Annotated in this window: 18 protein-coding genes; 9 read left to right on the top strand and 9 right to left on the bottom strand. The window is 56.9% G+C overall.

Features of this window, described 5'->3' with window-relative positions; all coding sequences use genetic code 11:
* Positions 1–61: 61 nt before the first annotated feature.
* From fieF to EGK14_RS18650, 4 genes are all read left to right on the top strand, one after another.
* Positions 62–958: a CDF family cation-efflux transporter FieF gene (gene fieF / locus EGK14_RS18665; protein ID WP_125290595.1), complete on the top strand. Its 897-nt coding sequence runs from the start codon at positions 62–64 to the stop codon at positions 956–958.
* A 204-nt stretch (positions 959–1,162) separates the two neighbouring features.
* On the top strand, positions 1,163–2,125 hold the full coding sequence (gene pfkA, locus EGK14_RS18660) for a 6-phosphofructokinase (protein WP_125290594.1): 963 nt from the start codon (positions 1,163–1,165) through the stop codon (positions 2,123–2,125).
* Positions 2,126–2,276: 151 nt separating this feature from the next.
* The gene (locus EGK14_RS18655; protein WP_125290593.1) at positions 2,277–3,269 is read left to right on the top strand and encodes a sulfate ABC transporter substrate-binding protein; all 993 of its coding nucleotides are present in this window, start codon (positions 2,277–2,279) and stop codon (positions 3,267–3,269) included.
* 310 nt (positions 3,270–3,579) lie between these two features.
* Positions 3,580–4,338 carry a CDP-diacylglycerol diphosphatase gene (locus EGK14_RS18650; protein WP_125290592.1) on the top strand — a complete coding sequence of 253 codons (759 nt, stop codon included), beginning with the start codon at positions 3,580–3,582 and terminating at the stop codon, positions 4,336–4,338.
* A gap of 6 nt (positions 4,339–4,344) precedes the next feature.
* On the opposite strand, the gene yhjD is transcribed toward EGK14_RS18650, so the two are convergent.
* Together yhjD and EGK14_RS18640 are read right to left on the bottom strand one after the other, a co-directional pair.
* The gene (yhjD, locus tag EGK14_RS18645) at positions 4,345–5,340 is read right to left on the bottom strand and encodes an inner membrane protein YhjD (RefSeq protein ID WP_125290591.1); all 996 of its coding nucleotides are present in this window, start codon (positions 5,338–5,340) and stop codon (positions 4,345–4,347) included.
* Positions 5,341–5,396: 56 nt separating this feature from the next.
* Entirely contained in the window at positions 5,397–6,296 is a 900-nt protein-coding gene (locus EGK14_RS18640; protein WP_125290590.1) for a LysR family transcriptional regulator, read from the bottom strand.
* Positions 6,297–6,411: 115 nt separating this feature from the next.
* Here EGK14_RS18640 and EGK14_RS18635 point away from each other — a divergent pair, with 115 nt between their 5' ends.
* A complete protein-coding gene (locus tag EGK14_RS18635) occupies positions 6,412–7,170 on the top strand; it encodes an SDR family NAD(P)-dependent oxidoreductase (protein ID WP_125290589.1) in 759 nt (252 codons plus the stop codon).
* 42 nt (positions 7,171–7,212) lie between these two features.
* On the opposite strand, the gene EGK14_RS18630 is transcribed toward EGK14_RS18635, so the two are convergent.
* On the bottom strand, positions 7,213–8,064 hold the full coding sequence (locus tag EGK14_RS18630) for a PhzF family phenazine biosynthesis protein (protein ID WP_125290588.1): 852 nt from the start codon (positions 8,062–8,064) through the stop codon (positions 7,213–7,215).
* A 149-nt stretch (positions 8,065–8,213) separates the two neighbouring features.
* Here EGK14_RS18630 and EGK14_RS18625 point away from each other — a divergent pair, with 149 nt between their 5' ends.
* Entirely contained in the window at positions 8,214–8,837 is a 624-nt protein-coding gene (locus EGK14_RS18625) for a glutathione S-transferase family protein (RefSeq protein WP_125290587.1), read from the top strand.
* A 4-nt stretch (positions 8,838–8,841) separates the two neighbouring features.
* Here EGK14_RS18625 and EGK14_RS18620 read toward each other — a convergent pair whose 3' ends face one another.
* Complete coding sequence (locus EGK14_RS18620) at positions 8,842–10,299, bottom strand: PLP-dependent aminotransferase family protein (RefSeq protein WP_125290586.1); 1,458 nt, start codon at positions 10,297–10,299, stop codon at positions 8,842–8,844.
* 136 nt (positions 10,300–10,435) lie between these two features.
* Here EGK14_RS18620 and EGK14_RS18615 point away from each other — a divergent pair, with 136 nt between their 5' ends.
* Complete coding sequence (locus EGK14_RS18615) at positions 10,436–11,020, top strand: LysE family translocator (protein WP_125290585.1); 585 nt, start codon at positions 10,436–10,438, stop codon at positions 11,018–11,020.
* 29 nt (positions 11,021–11,049) lie between these two features.
* On the opposite strand, the gene EGK14_RS18610 is transcribed toward EGK14_RS18615, so the two are convergent.
* From EGK14_RS18610 to EGK14_RS18595, 4 genes are all read right to left on the bottom strand, one after another.
* Positions 11,050–13,449: a phosphoketolase gene (locus EGK14_RS18610; protein ID WP_125290584.1), complete on the bottom strand. Its 2,400-nt coding sequence runs from the start codon at positions 13,447–13,449 to the stop codon at positions 11,050–11,052.
* A 112-nt stretch (positions 13,450–13,561) separates the two neighbouring features.
* Complete coding sequence (gene mqo / locus EGK14_RS18605) at positions 13,562–15,157, bottom strand: malate dehydrogenase (quinone) (protein ID WP_199746482.1); 1,596 nt, start codon at positions 15,155–15,157, stop codon at positions 13,562–13,564.
* Between the two features lie 642 nt (positions 15,158–15,799).
* On the bottom strand, positions 15,800–16,567 hold the full coding sequence (gene tpiA / locus EGK14_RS18600; protein ID WP_125290583.1) for a triose-phosphate isomerase: 768 nt from the start codon (positions 16,565–16,567) through the stop codon (positions 15,800–15,802).
* A 119-nt stretch (positions 16,568–16,686) separates the two neighbouring features.
* The gene (locus EGK14_RS18595) at positions 16,687–17,280 is read right to left on the bottom strand and encodes a YiiQ family protein (RefSeq protein ID WP_125290582.1); all 594 of its coding nucleotides are present in this window, start codon (positions 17,278–17,280) and stop codon (positions 16,687–16,689) included.
* 92 nt (positions 17,281–17,372) lie between these two features.
* Here EGK14_RS18595 and EGK14_RS18590 point away from each other — a divergent pair, with 92 nt between their 5' ends.
* Complete coding sequence (locus tag EGK14_RS18590) at positions 17,373–17,816, top strand: DUF805 domain-containing protein (protein WP_125290581.1); 444 nt, start codon at positions 17,373–17,375, stop codon at positions 17,814–17,816.
* Here EGK14_RS18590 and fpr read toward each other — a convergent pair.
* Positions 17,807–18,553 (bottom strand): ferredoxin--NADP(+) reductase, encoded by a 747-nt coding sequence (gene fpr, locus EGK14_RS18585; protein ID WP_125290664.1) that lies wholly within the window; start codon positions 18,551–18,553, stop codon positions 17,807–17,809. The two genes, EGK14_RS18590 and fpr, sit on opposite strands and share 10 nt — an antisense overlap.
* Positions 18,554–18,833: 280 nt before the next feature.
* Here fpr and emrD point away from each other — a divergent pair, with 280 nt between their 5' ends.
* Positions 18,834–20,012 carry a multidrug efflux MFS transporter EmrD gene (emrD, locus tag EGK14_RS18580; RefSeq protein ID WP_125290580.1) on the top strand — a complete coding sequence of 393 codons (1,179 nt, stop codon included), beginning with the start codon at positions 18,834–18,836 and terminating at the stop codon, positions 20,010–20,012.
* Positions 20,013–20,020: the final 8 nt, after the last annotated feature.

Here is a 20,020-nt window from a genome sequence, read left to right as displayed (position 1 = left end):
GCGAGGCTTTTTTTGTCCGAAATCCGGTATACTGAAGCCACTGTCCTGAACGGAGTGCGATATGGCACAGCATTATGCGCGCCTGGTTAACTCTGCCGCTCTGGCGGCTACGGCTCTGGCTTCTCTGTTACTTCTGGTGAAGATTTTCGCCTGGTGGTATACCGGCTCGGTCAGCCTGCTGGCGGCGCTGGTGGATTCTCTGGTGGATATTGCTGCCTCGCTGACTAACCTCTTTGTGGTGCGCTACTCCCTGCAACCTGCCGATGAGGAACATACCTTTGGACACGGCAAGGCCGAATCGCTGGCCGCGCTGGCGCAAAGCATGTTTATCTCCGGCTCCGCACTTTTCCTCTTCCTGACGGGATTACAACATCTGTCGACGCCTGCCGGCATGCGTGCGCCGTTGGTTGGGGTTATCGTCACGCTTATTGCGCTCTTTTCAACGCTACTCCTGGTCGCTTTTCAGCGCTGGGTGGTGCGCAAAACCCACAGCCTCGCCATTCGCGCCGATATGCTTCACTATCAATCTGACGTTATTATGAACGGCGCCATCCTGATAGCGCTGGGATTGAGCTGGTATGGCTTCAAACGTGCCGATGCGCTGTTTGCGTTGGGTATCGGCGTCTGGATCCTCTATAACGCGCTGCGGATGGGGTACGAAGCGGTACAGCTGCTGTTGGACAGGGCGCTGCCGGAATCAGAGAAGGCAGAAATTGCGAGCATTGCCGGCCAGTGGCCTGGTGTGGAAGGCGTACACGATATCCGCACGCGCCTTTCCGGCCCCACACGCTTTATTCAGCTGCATCTGGAGCTAAAAGACCATCTGACGCTGTTTCAGGCGCACCTGATTGCGGAAGAAGTTGAACGAGCATTGCTGAAAGCTTTTCCCGGTTCTGATATTACTATTCACCAGGATCCCTGCTCGGTAGTACCTGAAAAGGAGCTGAATGGGCTATGATTTTCAGAGAGTTAAAAGAGTTACCCGAGAATTGCCTGAAAGAGTTATTTTGCGAGGAAAAAATAGCAGAATGATCCCTGACCTGAATCAATTCAGCTAAAAGGCTTTGATATACTATTGCCAACATTAGTCGATCGCTCGCGTACGCCGATCCCCCAAGGCGTTCAGAATTTAAAATTTGCATTAACAAGTTCAGAGGTTGTCATGATCAAAAAAATCGGTGTACTGACAAGCGGCGGTGACGCGCCTGGCATGAATGCAGCTATTCGGGGTGTCGTTCGTGCGGCGCTGAGTGAAAATCTTGAAGTTTTTGGTATTTATGACGGCTACCTGGGATTATATGAAGACCGCATGGTAAATCTGGATCGCTACAGCGTTTCCGATATGATCAACCGCGGCGGCACTTTCCTGGGGTCGGCGCGTTTCCCGGAGTTCCGCGAAGAATCCGTTCGCGCCGTGGCCATTGAGAACATGAAAAAGCGCGGGATTGATGCGCTGGTGGTAATTGGCGGCGACGGCTCTTATATGGGGGCCAAAAGGCTGACGGAGATGGGCTTTCCCTGCATCGGCCTGCCGGGCACCATCGATAACGACGTAGCCGGTACGGATTACACTATCGGCTACTTTACCGCGCTGGAAACGGTGGTAGAGGCTATTGACCGCCTGCGCGATACGTCTTCTTCCCATCAGCGTATCTCTATTGTCGAAGTGATGGGTCGCTACTGCGGCGATCTGACGCTGGCGGCAGCTATCGCGGGCGGCTGCGAATTTATCGTCCTGCCGGAAATCCCGTTTACCCGCGAAGAGCTGGTGCAGGAAATTAAAGCGGGCATCGCTAAAGGCAAAAAGCACGCGATTGTGGCGATTACCGAGCACATTTGCGATATCGACGAGCTGGCGAAATATATCGAATCCGAAACCAAACGCGAAACCCGCTCGACGGTGCTGGGCCATATTCAGCGCGGCGGCGCGCCGGTAGCCTATGACCGCATTCTGGCTTCACGGATGGGCGCCTACTCTATTGAGCTGCTGCTGCAGGGCTACGGCGGCCGCTGCGTCGGTATTCAGAATGAGAAGATGGTACACCACGATATTATTGACGCCATTGAGAATATGAAGCGTCCGTTTAAAGGCGACTGGCTGGATACGGCTAAACGTCTTTATTAAATCGTAATGTCTTTTCAGGCGCTGCTCGTCAGCGCCTTTATTATGCAAAGTGATATTCCATTCAGTTATTACAGCTAGCTTTTAATTCTTTAGGTCAGCAGTCACTTTGTGTCACGCTCTCTGCCAGAAAAAACCTTTGGGAGCGCGCATAATGAAAAAGTGGAGCATCGGATTAACCCTGCTGCTGGCTTCAACCAGTGTTCTGGCGAAAGATATCCAGCTGTTAAACGTCTCTTACGATCCTACCCGTGAGCTTTACGAGCAGTACAACAAAGCTTTCAGCGCGCATTATAAGCAGGAAACAGGCGATAACGTGGTGATCCGCCAGTCTCATGGCGGCTCCGGCAAGCAGGCAACCTCCGTGATTAACGGCATTCGCGCCGATGTGGTGACACTGGCGCTGGCCTCCGACGTGGACGCTATTGCCGAGCGCGGACGCATCGATAAAAACTGGATCAAGCGTCTGCCGGAAAACTCCGCCCCTTATACTTCCACCATTGTGTTCCTGGTCCGCAAGGGCAACCCAAAACAGATCCACGACTGGCAGGATTTGACGAAGCCCGGCGTTTCCGTGATCACGCCAAACCCAAAAACCTCTGGCGGCGCGCGCTGGAACTATCTGGCTGCCTGGGGCTGGGCGCTGGACAAAAACAACGGCGACAGCGACAAGGCGCTGGCCTATATCAAGGCGCTGTTTAAGAACGTTGAAGTACAGGATTCCGGCGCACGCGGCGCAACCAATACTTTTGTTGAACGCGGCATCGGCGACGTGCTGATCGCGTGGGAAAACGAAGCTTATCTGGCCGTCAACAAACTGGGCAAAGACCAGTTTGAGATCGTGACACCGGGTGAGTCGATTCTGGCCGAGCCGACGGTATCCGTCGTGGATAAAGTGGTCGACGATCGCGATACCCGTAAAGTGGCCGACGCCTATCTGAAATACCTTTATTCGCCGGAAGGTCAGGATATTGCAGCGCAAAACTATTACCGTCCGCGCGATCCGGCGGTGGCGAAAAAATATGCCGACAAATTCGCGCCGGTGAAGCTGTTTACCATCGACGATCCTAAGTTCGGCGGCTGGGCTGAAGCGCAGAAAACGCATTTTGCGGACGGCGGCACCTACGATAAAGCCATGCAGCGTTGATATCTTCAGGCTGCCGACAAAGTAAGGCGTTGGTGAGAAGGGTGTTTGGCAGCAAAACGAGACTCCACGGACGGGCGCGTCCCTGTTCCGGCCTCTGCTGTTTTTCACCGGCCCAAACGCGATCTGATGACACAGGATGAGTTTATTATCAGTCAGAAGCCAGTCATCCGACTGGCTTTTGTTTTATTCGTTATATCCTGCTGATTCCAAAAAGCTTCCGCCAAATAGTCACGCGTGTTGATTATTTAACATGACCTTTAACAATGATTCGTTTACATTATGCGCAATTTAACGCGCAGAGGTTGTTGTCATGCAGGGAGGAACGCGTGTCCTGATTACGGGCATCGTGGCGTCCGTGGCTGTTATCGCAGGCTGCAAAGCGCTCAGTTTTAAACATAATGCCAATGCATTATGGAATATTGTCAGCCAGCAGTGCGTACCCAATCAGCAACAAAACAACGATCCGGCACCCTGCCGAATTGTAGATTTGCGCAACGGGTACGTGGTGATGAAAGATCGGGAAGGGCCGCTGCAGTTTCTGTTGATGCCCGTGAAAAAGCTCGCCGGTATCGAAAGCCCCGAGCTGCTTAATCCTTTTGCTCCTAACTATTTTGCCGAGGCCTGGCACGCGCGTCACTATATGGCTGAGCGTCGCGGCTCGCCGGTAGACGACAGCGCGGTAGCATTAAGCATTAACTCGCAGCGCGGCAGAACGCAAAATCAGCTGCATATTCATATCTCCTGCCTGCGTCCGGATATTCGGCGGCGGTTGGACAGCCTGAACAGCTCGCTAAGCGAGAAATGGCAGTCGGCGCAGTTGGGTAAGCACGAGTACCAGATCAGGATAGTGAGCCGTGACGAACTGAAAAAAACCAGCCCGTTTGTCCGCATTGCAAACGAGTTGCCGGGCGCGCGTGAGGAGATGGGGAAATACGGTATCGCGGTGGCGGCGATGCCGGGCGGCATGCGGGTGCTGATGGTAATTAAACGCAACCTGCTGCTGCTGAATCAGGGTTCAGCGGAAGAGCTTCAGGATCACAGCTGCAGCATTTTGCAGCCGTCATCCTGATTGCTATCAGACCGGGGTATTAACCTGCTCCGGCTCATCATCCGCATATTCCGCCGTGGCTATCCAGGCGGCGCAGAACAGCGTCAGCCGGGCGAAAAAGTAGAAGAAAGCCATCAGGCCGAGCACGGAACCAAATGCCGCGCCGGAAGGTGAAGATGCCAGCTTCGGCAACGTCATGGTCATAATCGCCTTAATCACCTCAAAGCCGATAGCGGCGAGCAGCGTCCCGCGAAACAGCGCTTTTTTACGCGGCTTGTGGCGAGGCAGGCGCCAGAAAATCCACAGAAACAGCAGATAGTTTGCCAGGATAGAGATGGTCAGGGCAATGGTGGTCATCGCCGGGCGCAGCCATTCGATACCGTCCAGACCCAGCGCCCGCACAATGGCGTCCTGCGCCGCGCCGGCGACCGAAGTCAGCATGATCGTAATAAACAGCGCCAGCACCAGGCCTATCAGCGAGATGAAATCGCGGGTGTATTTGAAGTAAATCTTTTCTTTATCCTGCTGGTTACGTTCCCAGACGTCGCGCGACTGCGCGCGAACGGCTTCACGCAGGTTGCCCATCCAGCTGATGCCGGAATAGAGCGCCACCAGCAGGCCGGTGATCCCCACGGTAGTGCGCTGCTCGACGGCCGTTTTAACGGTGTTCTTCAGCGTGGTGGCCAGCGTAGGATCGCTGATGCTGTTAACCATTCTGTCGATCAAATCCGTTAGCAGATCCTGATTGGAAGCAAGTATGAAACCCACGCCTGCAAACGACACCATCAGAATGGGGATCAGCGAAAGAAAAGAAAAATAGGTGATCGCCGCGCCAAACTGGCTGCCCATGCGGTCGGTAAAGCGCTCTCCGGCACGGATAAAATGCGCCACCGCCGGAATAGCCTGAAACCAGCTTGCCAGACGGGAAACGCGCGTAATCGACTTATCGACGGTTTTATTGCCGGTTTTGATATTAATCAGCGGCTTTTCCGCTTTTTGCTCTTCGGGTTTATTTTCCTTCATGGATCCTTCTTCATATCCTTCAAGTGCATGGCGTAAAACAAATTATAGCCGGACGCTCAGGCAACGTAGTGTTTCATTGCCTGAGTCAGCCATTCCATAAAGACCTGAACCCGACGTGTCAGGTTGCGGCGATGGGGATAAATCAGCGAAACGGGCATCGGTTCGGCGCGAAAATGCGGCAGGATCTCGACCAGCTTTCGCTCGGTCAGCGCCTGTTTTACGCCGCGCTGCGGCACCTGAATAATGCCCAGACCGGCCAGACAGGCGGCGCGATAGGTTTCCGTGCTGTTGACGGTTACCGTTCCGCCGGTTTGAATATAGCGGCTATTTTTACCGTCGAAGTATTCAAAGCCCGTCGGCTGCACGCCAATCTGCTGGCTGTAGTGCACCATCGCGTGCGAGACGAGATCCTCTGGCGTGGTCGGCGTACCAAAACGCGCCAGATAGTCAGGACTGGCGCAGTTAATCAACGTCAGCTTCCCCAAAGGCCTGGCGATCAGGCCGGAACTTTCCAGCACGCCGACGCGCACCACGCAGTCAAAGCCTTCCCGTACCACGTCCACGCGTCTGTCGCTGCTGCTCAGCTCCAGTTCGATGCCGGGATAGTGCTGCATAAAATCCGGCAGCAGCGGCAGGATATAGTCGCACGCCATGCTAACGGGCATATCCACCCGCAGCTTGCCGCTTAGCGTGGCGGGATCGTGCTGGAACAGCGAATCCATTTCATCCAGCGTCGCCAGCACGTCGCGGCAGCGCTCATAATAAATCATGCCGTCCTGCGTCAGCTGGACGCGTCGTGTAGTGCGGTGCAGCAGCCGTACGCCCATCGCGTTTTCCAGCGATTGCAGCTGCCGCGACAGGCTGCCTTTAGGCAATCCCATGCTGTCGGCAGCACGGGTGAAACTCTGGAGTTCAGCGACCCTGACAAACACCTGCATTGCGTGAATTTTATCCATTTATCCGCCCATTGTTGCTTATAACGAAACAGTGATGCGTAGCCAAAACCATTTATAGATCGCTTTGTGGGCAATATCCTGTTTTTTATCCACAGCGGAACCTACGGAGCGAGAAATGAGCCATAAAATTGCGGTTATCACCGGCGGCAGCCGGGGTTTAGGCAGAAACGGCGCGCTGAAGCTGGCTGAAAAGGGCGTTGACGTGATTTTTACCTGGCGCAGTAAAGAACAACAGGCGCAGGCGGTCGTTAAAGAAATTGAAGCGCTGGGCGCCCGTGGTGTCGCGCTACCGCTGGACGTAGGCGACAGCCAGGCCTCTCCCGGCTTTGTCAGCGAAGTGCAAAAACAGCTAAAAGCGATCTGGCAGCGTGACAGCTTTGATTATTTATTAAACAACGCAGGAACGGCGCTGCATGAGCCCTTTGCGTCGACCACGGAAGCGCAGCTCGAGGCTTTGGTCAACGTCCATTTCAAGGGGCCGTTTTTTCTGACGCAGCAGCTGCTGCCGCTGATAGCCAACGGCGGGCATATCCTTAATGTTTCCAGCGGTCTGACGCGCTTCAGCCAGCCCGGCTCCGGGGCGTATGCGGCGGTAAAAGGTGCGATGGAAGTGTTAACGCGCTATCAGGCGAAAGAGCTGGCGGCGCGGGGCATTCGCGTCAATATCCTGGCGCCCGGCGCTATCGCAACGGATTTCAGCGATGGGCGAGTGCGCGACAATCCGCAAATCAATGCGTTTATCTCTTCCGTCACGGCGCTGGGTCGCGTGGGGCTGCCGGACGATATCGGCAAGGCGATCGCCATGTTGTTCAGTGACGAAAGCGCCTGGATCACCGGACAGCGCATCGAGGCGTCCGGCGGCATGTTTCTCTGAGACGTTTCAGGCCAGAAAGCGTCGCGCCCCCCGGCTTTAGCCTTAAAGACGGATAGTGCCGTCTATGACCGTAACCGTCTGGCCGCCAATCCAGGCGGTGCCCGACGCCCAGCTTACGCTCAGGCGACCGGCACGCTGTAAGGCCGTGCCCTGACGCACGCGGTAGTCCAGCTCCACGCCCTGCGCCTGCAGGTAGCGGGCGAGACAGGCGTTGGCGCTGCCGGTCACGGGATCTTCGCACAGCGAGCCGTGCTCCATCAGCAGGCCGCGCACCTCATACTGTTCCGCTGCGCCCTGTAAAGGGCCAAACGGCATCACGCCGGTCACGCGGGCTTTTTTCAGCAGCCGTTCAAATTCCGTAACGTTGGGTTTGATCGCCAGCACCGCTTCGGCGGAAACCATTGGCACCAGCAGAAAACGGATGCCCATATCCGCAATCATTACCGGCAGACGGGTTTCTATCGCATCGGTGTTTAACGCGCTGCCCAGCGGCGCCTCGTTAAATTCCGTCAGCGTCGCCTCCGGGGCGGCAAAAGCCAGCGCGCCGTCGTCGGCAATCTTAACCTTTACCAGCCCCAGCTCGCACTGCTGCACAATCTGGCCCGGCTTCTTCAGGCTAATACCAGATTCCAGCAGCGCATGGGCCGTACCAAGCGTTGGATGGCCTGCGAACGGCAGTTCGCCGTCCGGCGTAAAAATACGCACCCGATAATCGGCGGCCGCATCGGTTGCGGGCAGAACAAAGGTGGTTTCCGATAAATGCGTCCAGCGGGCCACGGCCTGCATCTGCTCTGTGCTGAGATCTTCGGCCGCCATGATCACCGCCAGCGGGTTGCCGTTTAAGGGCGAAGAGGTAAAAACATCAACCTGTTTAAAAGCGCGTAGCTGCGTCATCTGTCTCTCCTTTCCATTAATTTTCTTTGACAATATCAGGAATTTTCACGGTCGGGGTGCTGAAGAGGTGCTATTTTCAGGTTAAGGAGCACCGTTATCAGTTCACGCTGTAACAGGTAGCCTAACCCGAACAAAAAAGTGACGGAAATATGCTGAAAATACTGGGGCGTGCATCGTCTATCAACGTCCGTAAAGTCCTGTGGTCCTGTGAAGAACTGGGTATCGCCTTTGCACGCGAAGAGTGGGGCGAAGGCGCCAGGTCGCCTCAGGAAGCTGAATTCAGGGCGCTTAATCCCAACGCATTAATGCCGGTTATTCAGGAAGGCGATTTTATTTTATGGGAGTCCAACGCCATCATTCGCTATCTGGCGAACGCTTATGAAGGCGACTGGCTCTACCCACGGGAACCGCGCGCGCGTGGGCGAGTCGATCAGTGGATTGACTGGCAGGCCACCGAACTGAATACGTCCTGGCGCTATGCGTTTATGTCGCTGGTGCGGCACTCTCCCGCTCATCAGGATCCGCGCCTGCTGGCCGCCGCCTGTAAAGGCTGGAACTACACGATGGCTATTCTTAATCAGCAGCTGGAAAAAACCGGCGCTTTTGTCGCGGGCGACGCGTTCTCGCTGGCCGATATTCCGATTGGGCTGTCGGTGAACCGCTGGTATGAAACGCCGATGGAGCATCCCGAGCTGGCGGCGGTGCGCGCCTATTACGAGCGCCTGACGAAACGCAAGGGTTACGCGCACTGGGGACGCAACGGGATGCCGTAACGGCTCAGGCGATGCCGGGCGGGATGCCGCTCATCTCGCAGGCCAGCTCGCCTGTGCGCTTCAGCGCCCAGGTATAGCGTTCGTCAAAGTGGTAGCAGCAGGTCAGCCGGATCGCGCTGTTGCAGCGGTCGCTCAGCGTATAGAGCGCGCCCGGCGTCAGGCAGATTTTTTCCTGCAACAGGCGGTGGAACAGGTCGATGCAGTCGATCTGGCCCGGCAGCTCGACCCAAAAAATAAAGCCGCCGCTGGGCAGCGTCGCTCTGGTGCCCTGTGGGAAATGCCGGGCGATCAGGCCGCGCGCCTCATCCATTAACGTGGCATAGCGGCGGCGCATGGTGCGAAGATGACGATCGTAGCCGCCGGATTCCAGAAACAGCCCAAGCGTTTCGCTCAGCAATTTTGATTCCGTCAGGGAAGAAACCGACTTGAGCCGCGCCAGCGCTCGGGAAAAACGTCCCGCCGCTATCCAGCCAACGTGAAAATCGGGCGCGACCGTTTTGGTAAAGCTGGCGCAGTGCAGCACCCAGCCATCCGTATCGAAAGCTTTTACCGCTGGCGACAGCGGCCAGCAGAATTGCAGCTCGTCATAAAGCCCATCCTCGATCAGCGGCACCTGATAATGGTTAACCAGCTTCGCCAACCGCTTTTTATCCTCCAGCCGCATGGTGCAGCCCAGCGGATTTTGTACCGTCGGCATGGCTACCAGCGCCTGAATGCGCTGCTCACGCAGCACCAGCTCCAGCGCGTCCAGCGACAGACCGTGCTGCGGATCGGTAGGCAACTCGAGCACCTTCAGGCCCAGGCTCGCTACCAGAGGGAAGAGATAGAAATAGGTGGGCGTTTCCAGCCCGATGCAGTCGCCGGGTTTGGTGACGGCGCGCAGGGCCAGCTGTAGTGCCTCCATACAGCCGTGGGTCAGGGTAATATCTTCGGCGGTGAGCAACATGCCCAAATCCGCTACGCGCCGGGCGATTTCACGACGCAGACGCTGGCTTCCCGGCGGCAGCGCATAACGACCGATCAGCCCAGGTTCGCGCCGCAGCAGCGAAGCCATAATGCGGCTGATTTTCGCTGTCGGAAAGAAATCGCTGTTTTGCGGGCAGGCCAGAGAAAGGTTGATATAGTCCGGATGGTTTTGCGCCGCAAAGACGGTGTCGATCAAATCAAGCTTCTCGCTGCCGGGCGTGCGCACCTGCGACGGATGGCCGTTGCGCGCCCTTAACGAAGGCAGCACGCCCCGGACATAGTAGCCGGACTGGGGCCGCGCTTCGATCAGTCCGCGATCTTCCAGTAGCCGATAGGCCGTCAGCACGGTGTTAACGCTGACCTGATGAATAGCGGCGCAGCGGCGCACGGCGGGAAGGCGGCTACCCGGCAGCCAGGTGCCGTTGTGGATGGCCTCCGCCAGCGTTTCGGCCAGCTGGTGATACAGCGTCTGCTCTGGCGGATCGATAATGGACACAATCACGTCTCCGGGTAATGGGTACAGTTAATCGATAATAAAGATTGTGCTCATAACAATAGTGGATTTCTGAATCTGTTACCATCACCGTAGACGCCTTACCATGTTCTTCTCATTCCCTTGCAGGAGAGCGGCCATGCTCGATCCCTCTTTTTTCAGCTACGTTACCGTTATGTCGATCACGCCCGGGCCGAACAATCTGATGCTCGCCACTTCCGGCGTTAATTTCGGGATGCGCCGCACCGTGCCGATGATGTTCGGCATCACGCTGGGCTGCGCCTTGCAGATAGCGATCGCCGCGCTGCTGCTGGACAGCCTGCTGCTGTGGATGAGCACCATTCGCCTGCCTTTAACGCTGCTGGGCTGCGCCTATCTGCTGTGGCTGTCGTGGAAGATTTTCCGCGCGGGCGCGCCGGAACTGCGGGAAAAAGCGAGGCCGCTGACGCTGCTGGGCAGCGCGCTGTTTCAGGTGGTCAATCCAAAAGCCTGGCTGATGGCGACCAACGTAGCGCTAATCTATTCCGCCAGCAGCGGCATCCTGCCGATAATGAGCGGTTTCGCCGCGCTGAATCTGCCCTGTATTTTGGTCTGGGCGATGATGGGCGACAGGTTAGGCAGGCATTTGCAGGTGGCGTGGAAGCTGCGGGCCTTTAACAGCGTGATGGCGCTGTCGCTGTTGGCCACCATCGGCTGGATGTTGGCAGAGGTGTTACAGCCATAAAAAAGGGCGGCCTGAACGCCGCCCCGGTCTTAGTCGCCGACCTCGCCGCCGCCTTCCTGCGACGGCCACTTCCAGTCCCGCACTTCCGGAATATCCTCGCCGTATTCACGCACCCAGGCGTGATGGGCCGCCAGCTTCTCCTGAAGCTCGTCCAGCACGTCGGCGGCTTTCTCCTGTAGCCCTGGCACGCGCAGGATCGCTTCCTGCGCCAGATGGTAACGATCCAGTTCGTTCAGCACCGTCATATCGAAAGGCGTGGTGGTGGTGCCTTCTTCGTTGAAGCCTCTGACGTGGAAATTCGGATGATTATTGCGCTGGTAGGCCAGACGATGGATCAGCGCCGGATAGCCGTGGAAAGCGAATATTACCGGCCTGTCACGCGTAAAAATCGCATCGAAATCCTGCTCTTCCAGCCCGTGCGGGTGCTGGTCGCGGGTTTGCAAAGCCATTAAATCCACAACGTTAACGACGCGAACCGACAGATCGGGCAGGTATTGCCGTAGCAGATCGACGGCCGCCAGCGTTTCCATCGTCGGCACGTCGCCCGCGCAGGCCATCACCACGTCCGGCTGTTTGCCCGGCTTCTCGTTGCCTGCCCACGACCAGATCCCCATGCCTTTCTCACAGTGGGCGATGGCCTCATCCATGCTCAACCACTGCGGCTCCGGCTGCTTGCCGGCAACGATCACGTTAATGCGGTCCCAGGTTTTCAGGCAGTGATCGCCGACCCATAGCAGGGTATTGGCATCCGGCGGCAGATAAACGCGGACAATATCGGCTTTCTTGTTGATAACGTGATCGATAAAGCCGGGATCCTGATGGCTGTAGCCATTGTGATCCTGTCGCCAGACGTGCGAGGAAAGCAGATAGTTAAGCGAGGCGATCGGCTCGCGCCACGGCAGCTTGCGGGAAACCTTCAGCCACTTGGCGTGCTGGTTGAACATCGAATCGATAATATGAATAAAGGCTTCGTAGCAGTTGAACAGACCGTGGCGACCGGTTAACAGATAGCCTTCCAGCCAGCCCTGACACTGATGCTCGCTGAGGATTTCCATTACCCGCCCATCCGGCGCCAGCTGCTCGTCGTAATCGCGGATCGCCTCCATCCAGGTGCGATTAGTGACGTCAAAAACCTTGCTCAGCCGGTTAGAGGCGGTCTCGTCCGGGCCAAACAGGCGGAAGTTATCGGGGTTATCGCGGAAGATAGCGCTCAGATAGCTCGCCAGCACGGCGGTAGACTGCTCCTGCGTGTCGCCAGGCTTATCGATTTTTACCGCAAATTCCCGAATATCCCGCGTTTTTAGAGGTTTGCGCAGCCGGCCGCCGTTGGCGTAAGGCGTCGCGCCCATGCGCTTTTCGCCCTGTGGCGCCAGCGCCTGCAATTCGGGTTTAAGCCTGCCTTGTTCATCAAACAGATCGTCAGGCCGGTAGCTTTGCAGCCAGTTTTGTAACAGCTGGCGGTGCTCGTCGTTTTCCCGACATTCGGAAACCGGCACCTGATGCGCGCGCCAGAATCCTTCCACCTTTTTGCCGTCCACCGTTTTTGGGCCGGTCCAGCCTTTCGGGCTGCGCAGAATAATCATCGGCCATGCCGGTACGCTGTCGCCGGTGTGGCCATGACGCGCCTGCTGCTGGACGTCACGGATGCGATCGAAAGCGCGATCCAGCGTGTCTGCCATCAGACGGTGCATTTTTTGCGGGTCGTCGCCGCTGACAAACAGCGGTTCATAGCCATAGCCGGCGAACAGCTGCCGCAGATCCTCATCGCTGCTGCGGCCAAGCAGCGTAGGATTGGCAATTTTGTAGCCGTTCAGATGCAGGATCGGCAGCACGGCGCCGTCCCGTGCGGCGTTTAAAAACTTGGTGCCGTGCCAGCTGGCCGCCAGCGGGCCGGTTTCCGCTTCGCCATCGCCGATCACGCAGGGCACGATAAGATCCGGATGATCGAAAGCCGCGCCAAAGGCGTGCACCAGCGAATAGCCCAGCTCGCCGCCTTCATGAATAGATCCGGGCGTTTCCGGCGCCGCATGGCTGGGAATGCCGCCGGGAAACGAAAACTGACGGAAAAGGTGCTGCATGCCCTGCGCGTCCGCGCTGACTTTTGGGTAGATTTCGCTGTAGGTGCCTTCCAGCCAGGTATTGGCAACCATGCCTGGCCCGCCGTGGCCGGGGCCGCAGATATAAAGCAGGTTGAGATCGCGCTGGCGAATAATGCGGTTCAGGTGCGCATAGATAAAGTTCAGGCCCGGCGTGGTTCCCCAATGCCCCAGCAAACGAGGCTTGATATGTTCAGGCCGCAGCGGCTCGCGCAGCAGAGGATTCGCCATCAGGTAAATCTGCCCGACCGAAAGATAGTTAGCGGCGCGCCAGTAGCGGTCAAGCAGCGCTAATTCAGTCTCGGTAGCGGAATGGGGTGAAGAAGTGTCCATCAGCTGCTCCTTTTAAATGAGTCAGCTAAAAGCATAGACGTCCGGGGAAGTTGTGCAGGAAGCGGCAAAACGCGCGCGTAAAAAAGGCGGGAAATCCCGCCTTCAGGCTTTGCTATTTACCGATTACGGCTGCGGCCACCGCCGCTTCGTCATTGGCCGCGGTAAACGGCGTGTAGTCGAGCTGCAAAATGCGGCTGGTTTCCGCCAGCTGGTGCTCGGTTGCCGCCACGTTGCCGTTCAGCTTCTGGCCGTAAGAGGGCACCATCGCTTTCAGCTTCGCCTGCCATGCCGACGTCGCCATCTGCCCGGCGAACACCTTGCTCATCAGATCGATCATAATAGGCGCGGCAGTGGAAGCGCCCGGCGAGGCGCCCAGCAGCGCGGAGATGGTGCCGTCCTGCGAGGTGACGACCTCCGTGCCCAGCTTCAGCACGCCGCCTTTCTGCGCGTCTTTCTTGATAATCTGTACGCGCTGGCCCGCTTTAACGCGACGCCAGTCTTCTTTTCTCGCCTCCGGGAAATAGTCCCGCAGCGCCTGGCAGCGATCGTCATCGGTCAGCATGACCTGGCCAATCAGGTATTTCACCAGATTAAAGTTATCCAGCCCGACGTGCACCATTGGCTTAAAGTTCGACGAGGTCATTGAGCCGAACATATCCCACAGCGAACCCTGCTTCAGGAATTTGGTCGAGAAGGTGGCAAACGGCCCGAACAGCAGCACCTGCTTGCCATCCAGCATCCGCGTATCCAGATGCGGCACGGACATCGGCGGCGCGCCGACGGAGGCTTTGCCGTACACTTTGGCCAGGTGACGCTTCACGATCTCCGGGTTTTCGCTCACCAGAAACTCGCCGCCGACCGGAAAGCCCGCATATTCTCTGGCTTCGGGTATGCCGGTCTGCTGGAGCAGCGTCAGCGCCGCGCCGCCCGCGCCGATAAAGATATATTTAGCGCGAATGGTTTTCCGGCGGCCGTTGTTTTTTAAATCGGCCACGGTCACGTTCCAGCTGCCGTCGCCGTTGCGCTCAAAGCCGCGAACTTCATGGCCGGTTTCCAGCGAAAAATGCCGGTTTTTCTGTAGCGATGCCACCATCTGGCGCGTGATTTCGCCGAAGTTCACGTCGGTGCCGGTGGTGATGCGCGTGGCGGCGACGCGATCTTTTTCATCGCGTCCTTCCATCAGCAGCGGTGCCCACGCCCTGATCTGCTCCGGATCTTCTGAATACTCCATACCGCGAAACAGCGAGCTTTTTTGCAGCGCCGTAAAGCGCTTCTTCAGGAACGCCACGTTATCGTCGCCCCAGACAAAGCTCATATGGGGAACGGTATTGATAAAGCTGCGTGGATTGCGCAGGACGCCTTTCTGAACCAGATGGGACCAGAACTGGCGCGAGATCTGAAATGCTTCATTGATCTCGACGGCTTTTTTGATATCGACCGAGCCGTCTTCTTTCTGCGGCGTATAGTTCATTTCGGCCAGCGCAGCGTGCCCGGTGCCGGCGTTGTTCCAGCCGTTGGAGCTTTCTTCAGCCACGCTGTCCAGGCGTTCGATCATACTGATGCGCCACTCGGGTTCCAGGGCCTGCAACCAGGTGCCAAGCGTAGCGCTCATCGCGCCTCCGCCGATCAGTAATACGTCTTTTTCTTCATCTGCCGTAGCGGCTTTCGCAGAGCCCATAGCGGCCAGAAATCCTGCTAATTTTGGCATGAGGCGACTTCTCCGTATGTTGATAAATCAACATGGTGAGCAGGTGAAACGGCGGCGATCTCTTTCGGATCGTAGTAGCCGCTTCGCTGAGTACAGTGCGCTTCCATCACAAAAACGGATGATTAACGCGCGTTAAGCGTTGTGGAAATATACCATTGTTACGTAGCAATTAAAAAATTGTTTAAAGATTAAAAATGAGAATGAATAATCAAACAAAATTAGAGGAAGTAATAACGGATGCCGATTCAGCGGAACGGTAGAGAGGATAAGGGATTATTTATTATTTATTTTCATAAGGATAAATATTTTTTCTTCAGATAGGGATGCACAAAAATTAGGCAGGAAGAGCCCAAAAAACAGGCTTGAGTAGAGGAGGGCACAGAGAATTTAGTTGTTATGAAATGTTAAATGGTTGTTAAGTTAAACGGGCTGGCGGACGATACAGCCCCGTGGCGGGTAAAACGAGGGCGGATATTTTCATACGGACAGGCTGATTAATAAAAACGTCTGCGCAGGCTAGGCAAAAAAATGCCTGCTCCGAGTGGGCGGAACAGGCGTCACGGACCGACACATCCAGAATGCTGCTCTTATCTCATGCCTGCCTGGCACGGGCGGAACAGGCATTGTTCTTTATCGGCAGCGTCAGGCTTTTTTAGCCGCCGCGGCAGCCTTAACGATCGCTGCGAAAGCATCCGCTTTCAGCGACGCGCCGCCAACCAGCGCGCCGTCGATATCCGGCTGAGCAAACAGCTCGGCCGCATTCTTATCGTTAACGGAACCGCCGTACTGGATAATGACCTGTTCTGCGACAGCGGCATCTTTTTTGGCGATATGGTCGCGGATAAACTTATGCACGGCCTGGGCCTGCGCAGGGGTAGCGGATTTGCCGGTGCCGATAGCCCAGACTGGCTCATAGGCAATAACCACGCCGTTGAACGCGTCAGCGCCCTGGGTTTCCAGCACGGCGTCAAGCTGGCGTGCGCACACTTCTTCGGTTTTACCCGCTTCGTTTTCCGCTTCGGTTTCGCCAATGCACAGTACCGGGATCAGACCGGCCGTTTTCAGCACCGCGAATTTTTTGGCAATCAGTTCGTCGCTCTCTTTATGATAAGTGCGACGCTCGGAGTGGCCGATAATGATGTATTTCGCGCCTACGTCTTTCAGCATCTCAGCGGAAACTTCGCCGGTGAACGCGCCAGACAGGTTAACGTCGACGTTCTGCGCGCCAAGCACGATATGACTACCCGAGCTGGCGTGTTTCGCCAGATCCAGATAAATCGTTGGAGGGGCAATGGCTACGCCGCAGCCATCGACGGCGCTCAGCTCATTACGCAGACCGGCAATCAGCTCGTTGACCATGTGTTTGCTGCCGTTCAGTTTCCAGTTACCCATTACTAACGGATGTCGCATTCTATCCTCCACGCTTAGCGCGATACGGTTTAATTACCCTGCCTCAGCAGCGTTGTCTGCCGGACAGTATAGAGATCAAAGCCCTTCAGAGCTTTGCTTTTCGTCATTTTTAAACCCGGTTAGCTGCCGTTCAGAGCCAGTTTTACCGGCTCGATGGCGAAGGTCAGCCCTTTTTCGCCATTATCGGCCACCACGTAACGCAGCGCGCCTTCCGCCTGGGCATAGTAGCGCGAGCCTTTCCCTTTACTCAGCAGATCGTCCAGCCGCTTCTGACTCTGTTCCTGAGTCAGCGTTGGTTCAAAAAACCGCGTCAGCGCAATCATATAGGCCAGCGCTTTATCCCGGGCAGCTTTCTCTTCCGGGCCGGGCACCGGCAGCCAGGTAATCTGTAACGTTTTGATCTTTCCGGTTCCCTGTTCCAACGCGGTAGAAGAGTAGAGATTTTCATTGATCTTGCTGGCGGCACGGGTCAAATTACTTTTATCGCCGCGGCTGTCCGTCGCCCGGTATTCAGCAATCTGTAACTTTGGATTGATAGCATTATACTTTTCGCGAAATTGGCCGATAGTCATATCAAAGGTCGGCGCACCCGCCAGAAGATAGGGCGCCGTGGGCATATGTTCAGCACGCTCCTGAGGATCGGCCTCGGCCCTAACGGGCGCGGTACTCAGCCAGACCAGTAACGTAAAACCCGTGAACAACGCTTTATTCATTATCTGTCGCTCTAACTAATGCAGTTAACGCAAGATTAAAACGGACAATGACCGGCAAAGTCAAAGCCTGACGCTGTTCTGAGGAAGAAAAAATGACCTTACAAGCGTGGTGTTTTTCCTGGCGCGGCAGGCTCGGGCGGCGCGATCTGTGGATTTGGCTGACGCTGTGGCTGCTGCTGCTGACCGTGCTGTTTACCCTGGCCGCGCGAGGCTGGATCAGCACGCAGACCGCCGCCTTCTGCGTGGTCAGCCTGCTGTGGCCGTCCAGCGCCGTGGTGGTGAAACGTCTGCACGACCGTAACAAATCGGCCGCCTGGGCTTTGCTGCTAATCGTGGCGTGGATGCTGCTGGCAGGGAACTGGTCGACGCTGCCTGCCAGCTGGCAGTGGACGCTGGGGCGCTTTATTCCCACGCTGATCCTGGTGACCATGAGCCTGGAGCTGGGCGTGTTCAGCGGCAGCAAAGGCGCCAACCGCTTCGGTAAAACCACGTTGCAGGTGAACTATTTTGGCCGTCGGACGCCCGATTACCAGTAGTGTTCGCTGGTAATATGGCCAGGCTTACGTTTCAGGTGTTTGCGCATGTCGCGCGTCTCTTTCAGCAGCTGCTGGGTGTCTCTTACCATCTGCGGGTTGCCGCACAGCATGATATGGCTCTCCTCTGCCGTCATGGGCAGTCCGACGGCGGCTTCCAGCTCGCCACGCGCTATCAGCGCGGGCACGCGGCCGGTCAGCGAGCCTTCGGGCGCTTCGCGGCTGACCACCGTCTGAATGCGTAGCTGTCCCTGATAGCGCTGCTCCAGCGCCTGCATCAGCGGCAGATAGCTCAGATCCTGCGCGTAGCGGACGGCATGGACGAGAACAATATGCTCAAAACGCGTCAGCCCTTTGCCTTCCTGCAGGATAGAGAGGTAGGGGCCGATAGCCGTTCCGGTCGCCAGCATCCACAGCGTTTTACACTCGGGAATTTCATCTATAACAAAAAAACCGGCGGATTCTTTGGTGATCATCAGCTTCTGGCCCGGCTGCAATGCATGAAGTCGCGGGCTTAATTTGCCTTCCGGCACCGTCACCAGGTAGAACTCCAGGTTGGCGTTGCTCGGGGCATTCACAAAAGAGTAGGCGCGCTGCACGCGTTCGCCGTCAACTTCCAGCGCCAGCTTGGCGAACTGTCCGGCAATAAAGGGATCGATGGGCGCGGTGACGGTAATGCTGAACAGGCTCTCCGTCCAGTCCTGCACCTGCTGTACTGTGGCGTTGACCCACTCGGCCATAGTGCGCTCCTTAGTCAAAACGGTTGAATAGCCTATCTTCGCTACGGAACGGCTTTTTTGCCAGCCTCCGTGTTGCGCAAAGCTCATATCGACAAATCCGGCATCCGACGTACAGTTTCATTTACGCCGCTGAACGCTTTTGCTGACACTTAATTAAAGACCATTTTTCCTTGCCCTCTCGCTTTGTCATGCGTTCCTGATATTTTCCTCGCTATCGAAAACCCCTCCTGGCCAATCGTCCTGTTTAATGGCGATTTTGCCGATAAATTGTGCTGATGAAATGAAGAAAATTGCAAACGGGCATTTGCTGGTGATGCTGATCGCGCTGGTGGCCGTCGGTCAGATGGCGCAAACCATTTATGTTCCGGCGATGGCGACCATCGCGCAGGATTTTGGTGTGCGCGATGGCGTAGTGCAGCGCGTGATGGCCGCGTATCTGATGACCTACGGCGGCTCGCAGCTGCTGTATGGCCCGCTGTCGGATAATATCGGGCGGCGTCCGGTTATCCTGGGCGGATTAACTATTTTTATGATCGGTTCGCTGGTCGCGCTCGGCGCGCCGACCTTCGATCTGCTGGTGCTGGGCAGCGCCATTCAGGGACTGGGAACGGGCGTGGCGGGCGTGATGGCTCGCACCATGCCGCGCGATCTGTATGCGGGCGGCGCGCTGCGGCAGGCCAACAGCCTGCTGAATATGGGCATTCTGGTCAGTCCGCTGGTCGCACCGGTGATTGGCGCGCTGCTGACCCATCTGTTTGGCTGGCACGCCTGCTTTATTTTCCTGCTGCTGCTCTGCCTGGGCGTGGGCACGGCAATGCTGCGTTGGCTGCCGGAAACACGTCCCGCGCCGTTGGAAAAACGCGCGCTTTTTTCACGCTATAGGCCGCTGCTGGCTGACAGCACCTTTGTGCGCTATCTGATAATGCTGATGGGCGCGCTGGGCGGCATCGCCGTGTTTGAAGCCAGCTGCGGCGTGCTGATGGGCGGCGTACTGGGACTCAACAGCCTCACGGTCAGCCTGCTGTTTATTCTGCCGATCCCGGCGGCGTTTTTCGGCGCGTGGTTTGCCGGCCGCGACAATAAGCCTTTTCAGCAGCTGATGTGGTGGTCGGTCAATAGCTGCCTGCTGGCTGGCGCGCTGATGTGGATCCCGGCCTGGTTCGGCGTAATGACCATCTGGACGCTGGTGGCACCTGCCGCGCTGTTTTTCTTCGGCGCGGGCATGCTGTTTCCGCTGGCGACTACGGGGGCGATGGAGCCGTGGCCCTATATGGCCGGTACGGCGGGCGCGCTGCTGGGCGGCCTGCAAAACCTGGGATCGGGCCTGGCGGCCTGGCTGTCGGCGCTGCTGCCGCAGAACGGGCAGTTCAGCCTGGGAATGCTGATGTTCGCCATGGCGCTGCTGATGCTGCTGTGCTGGCTGCCCTTGTCGAAAAGGCCGGAGATGCATGCGGTATGAAGTAACGG

This window comes from Erwinia sp. 198 (assembly GCF_003937915.1).
GTDB lineage: Bacteria > Pseudomonadota > Gammaproteobacteria > Enterobacterales > Enterobacteriaceae > Erwinia > Erwinia aeris.
The sequence above is the reverse complement of the archived record's forward strand: the minus strand, read 5'-3'. Positions and strand labels throughout refer to the sequence as shown.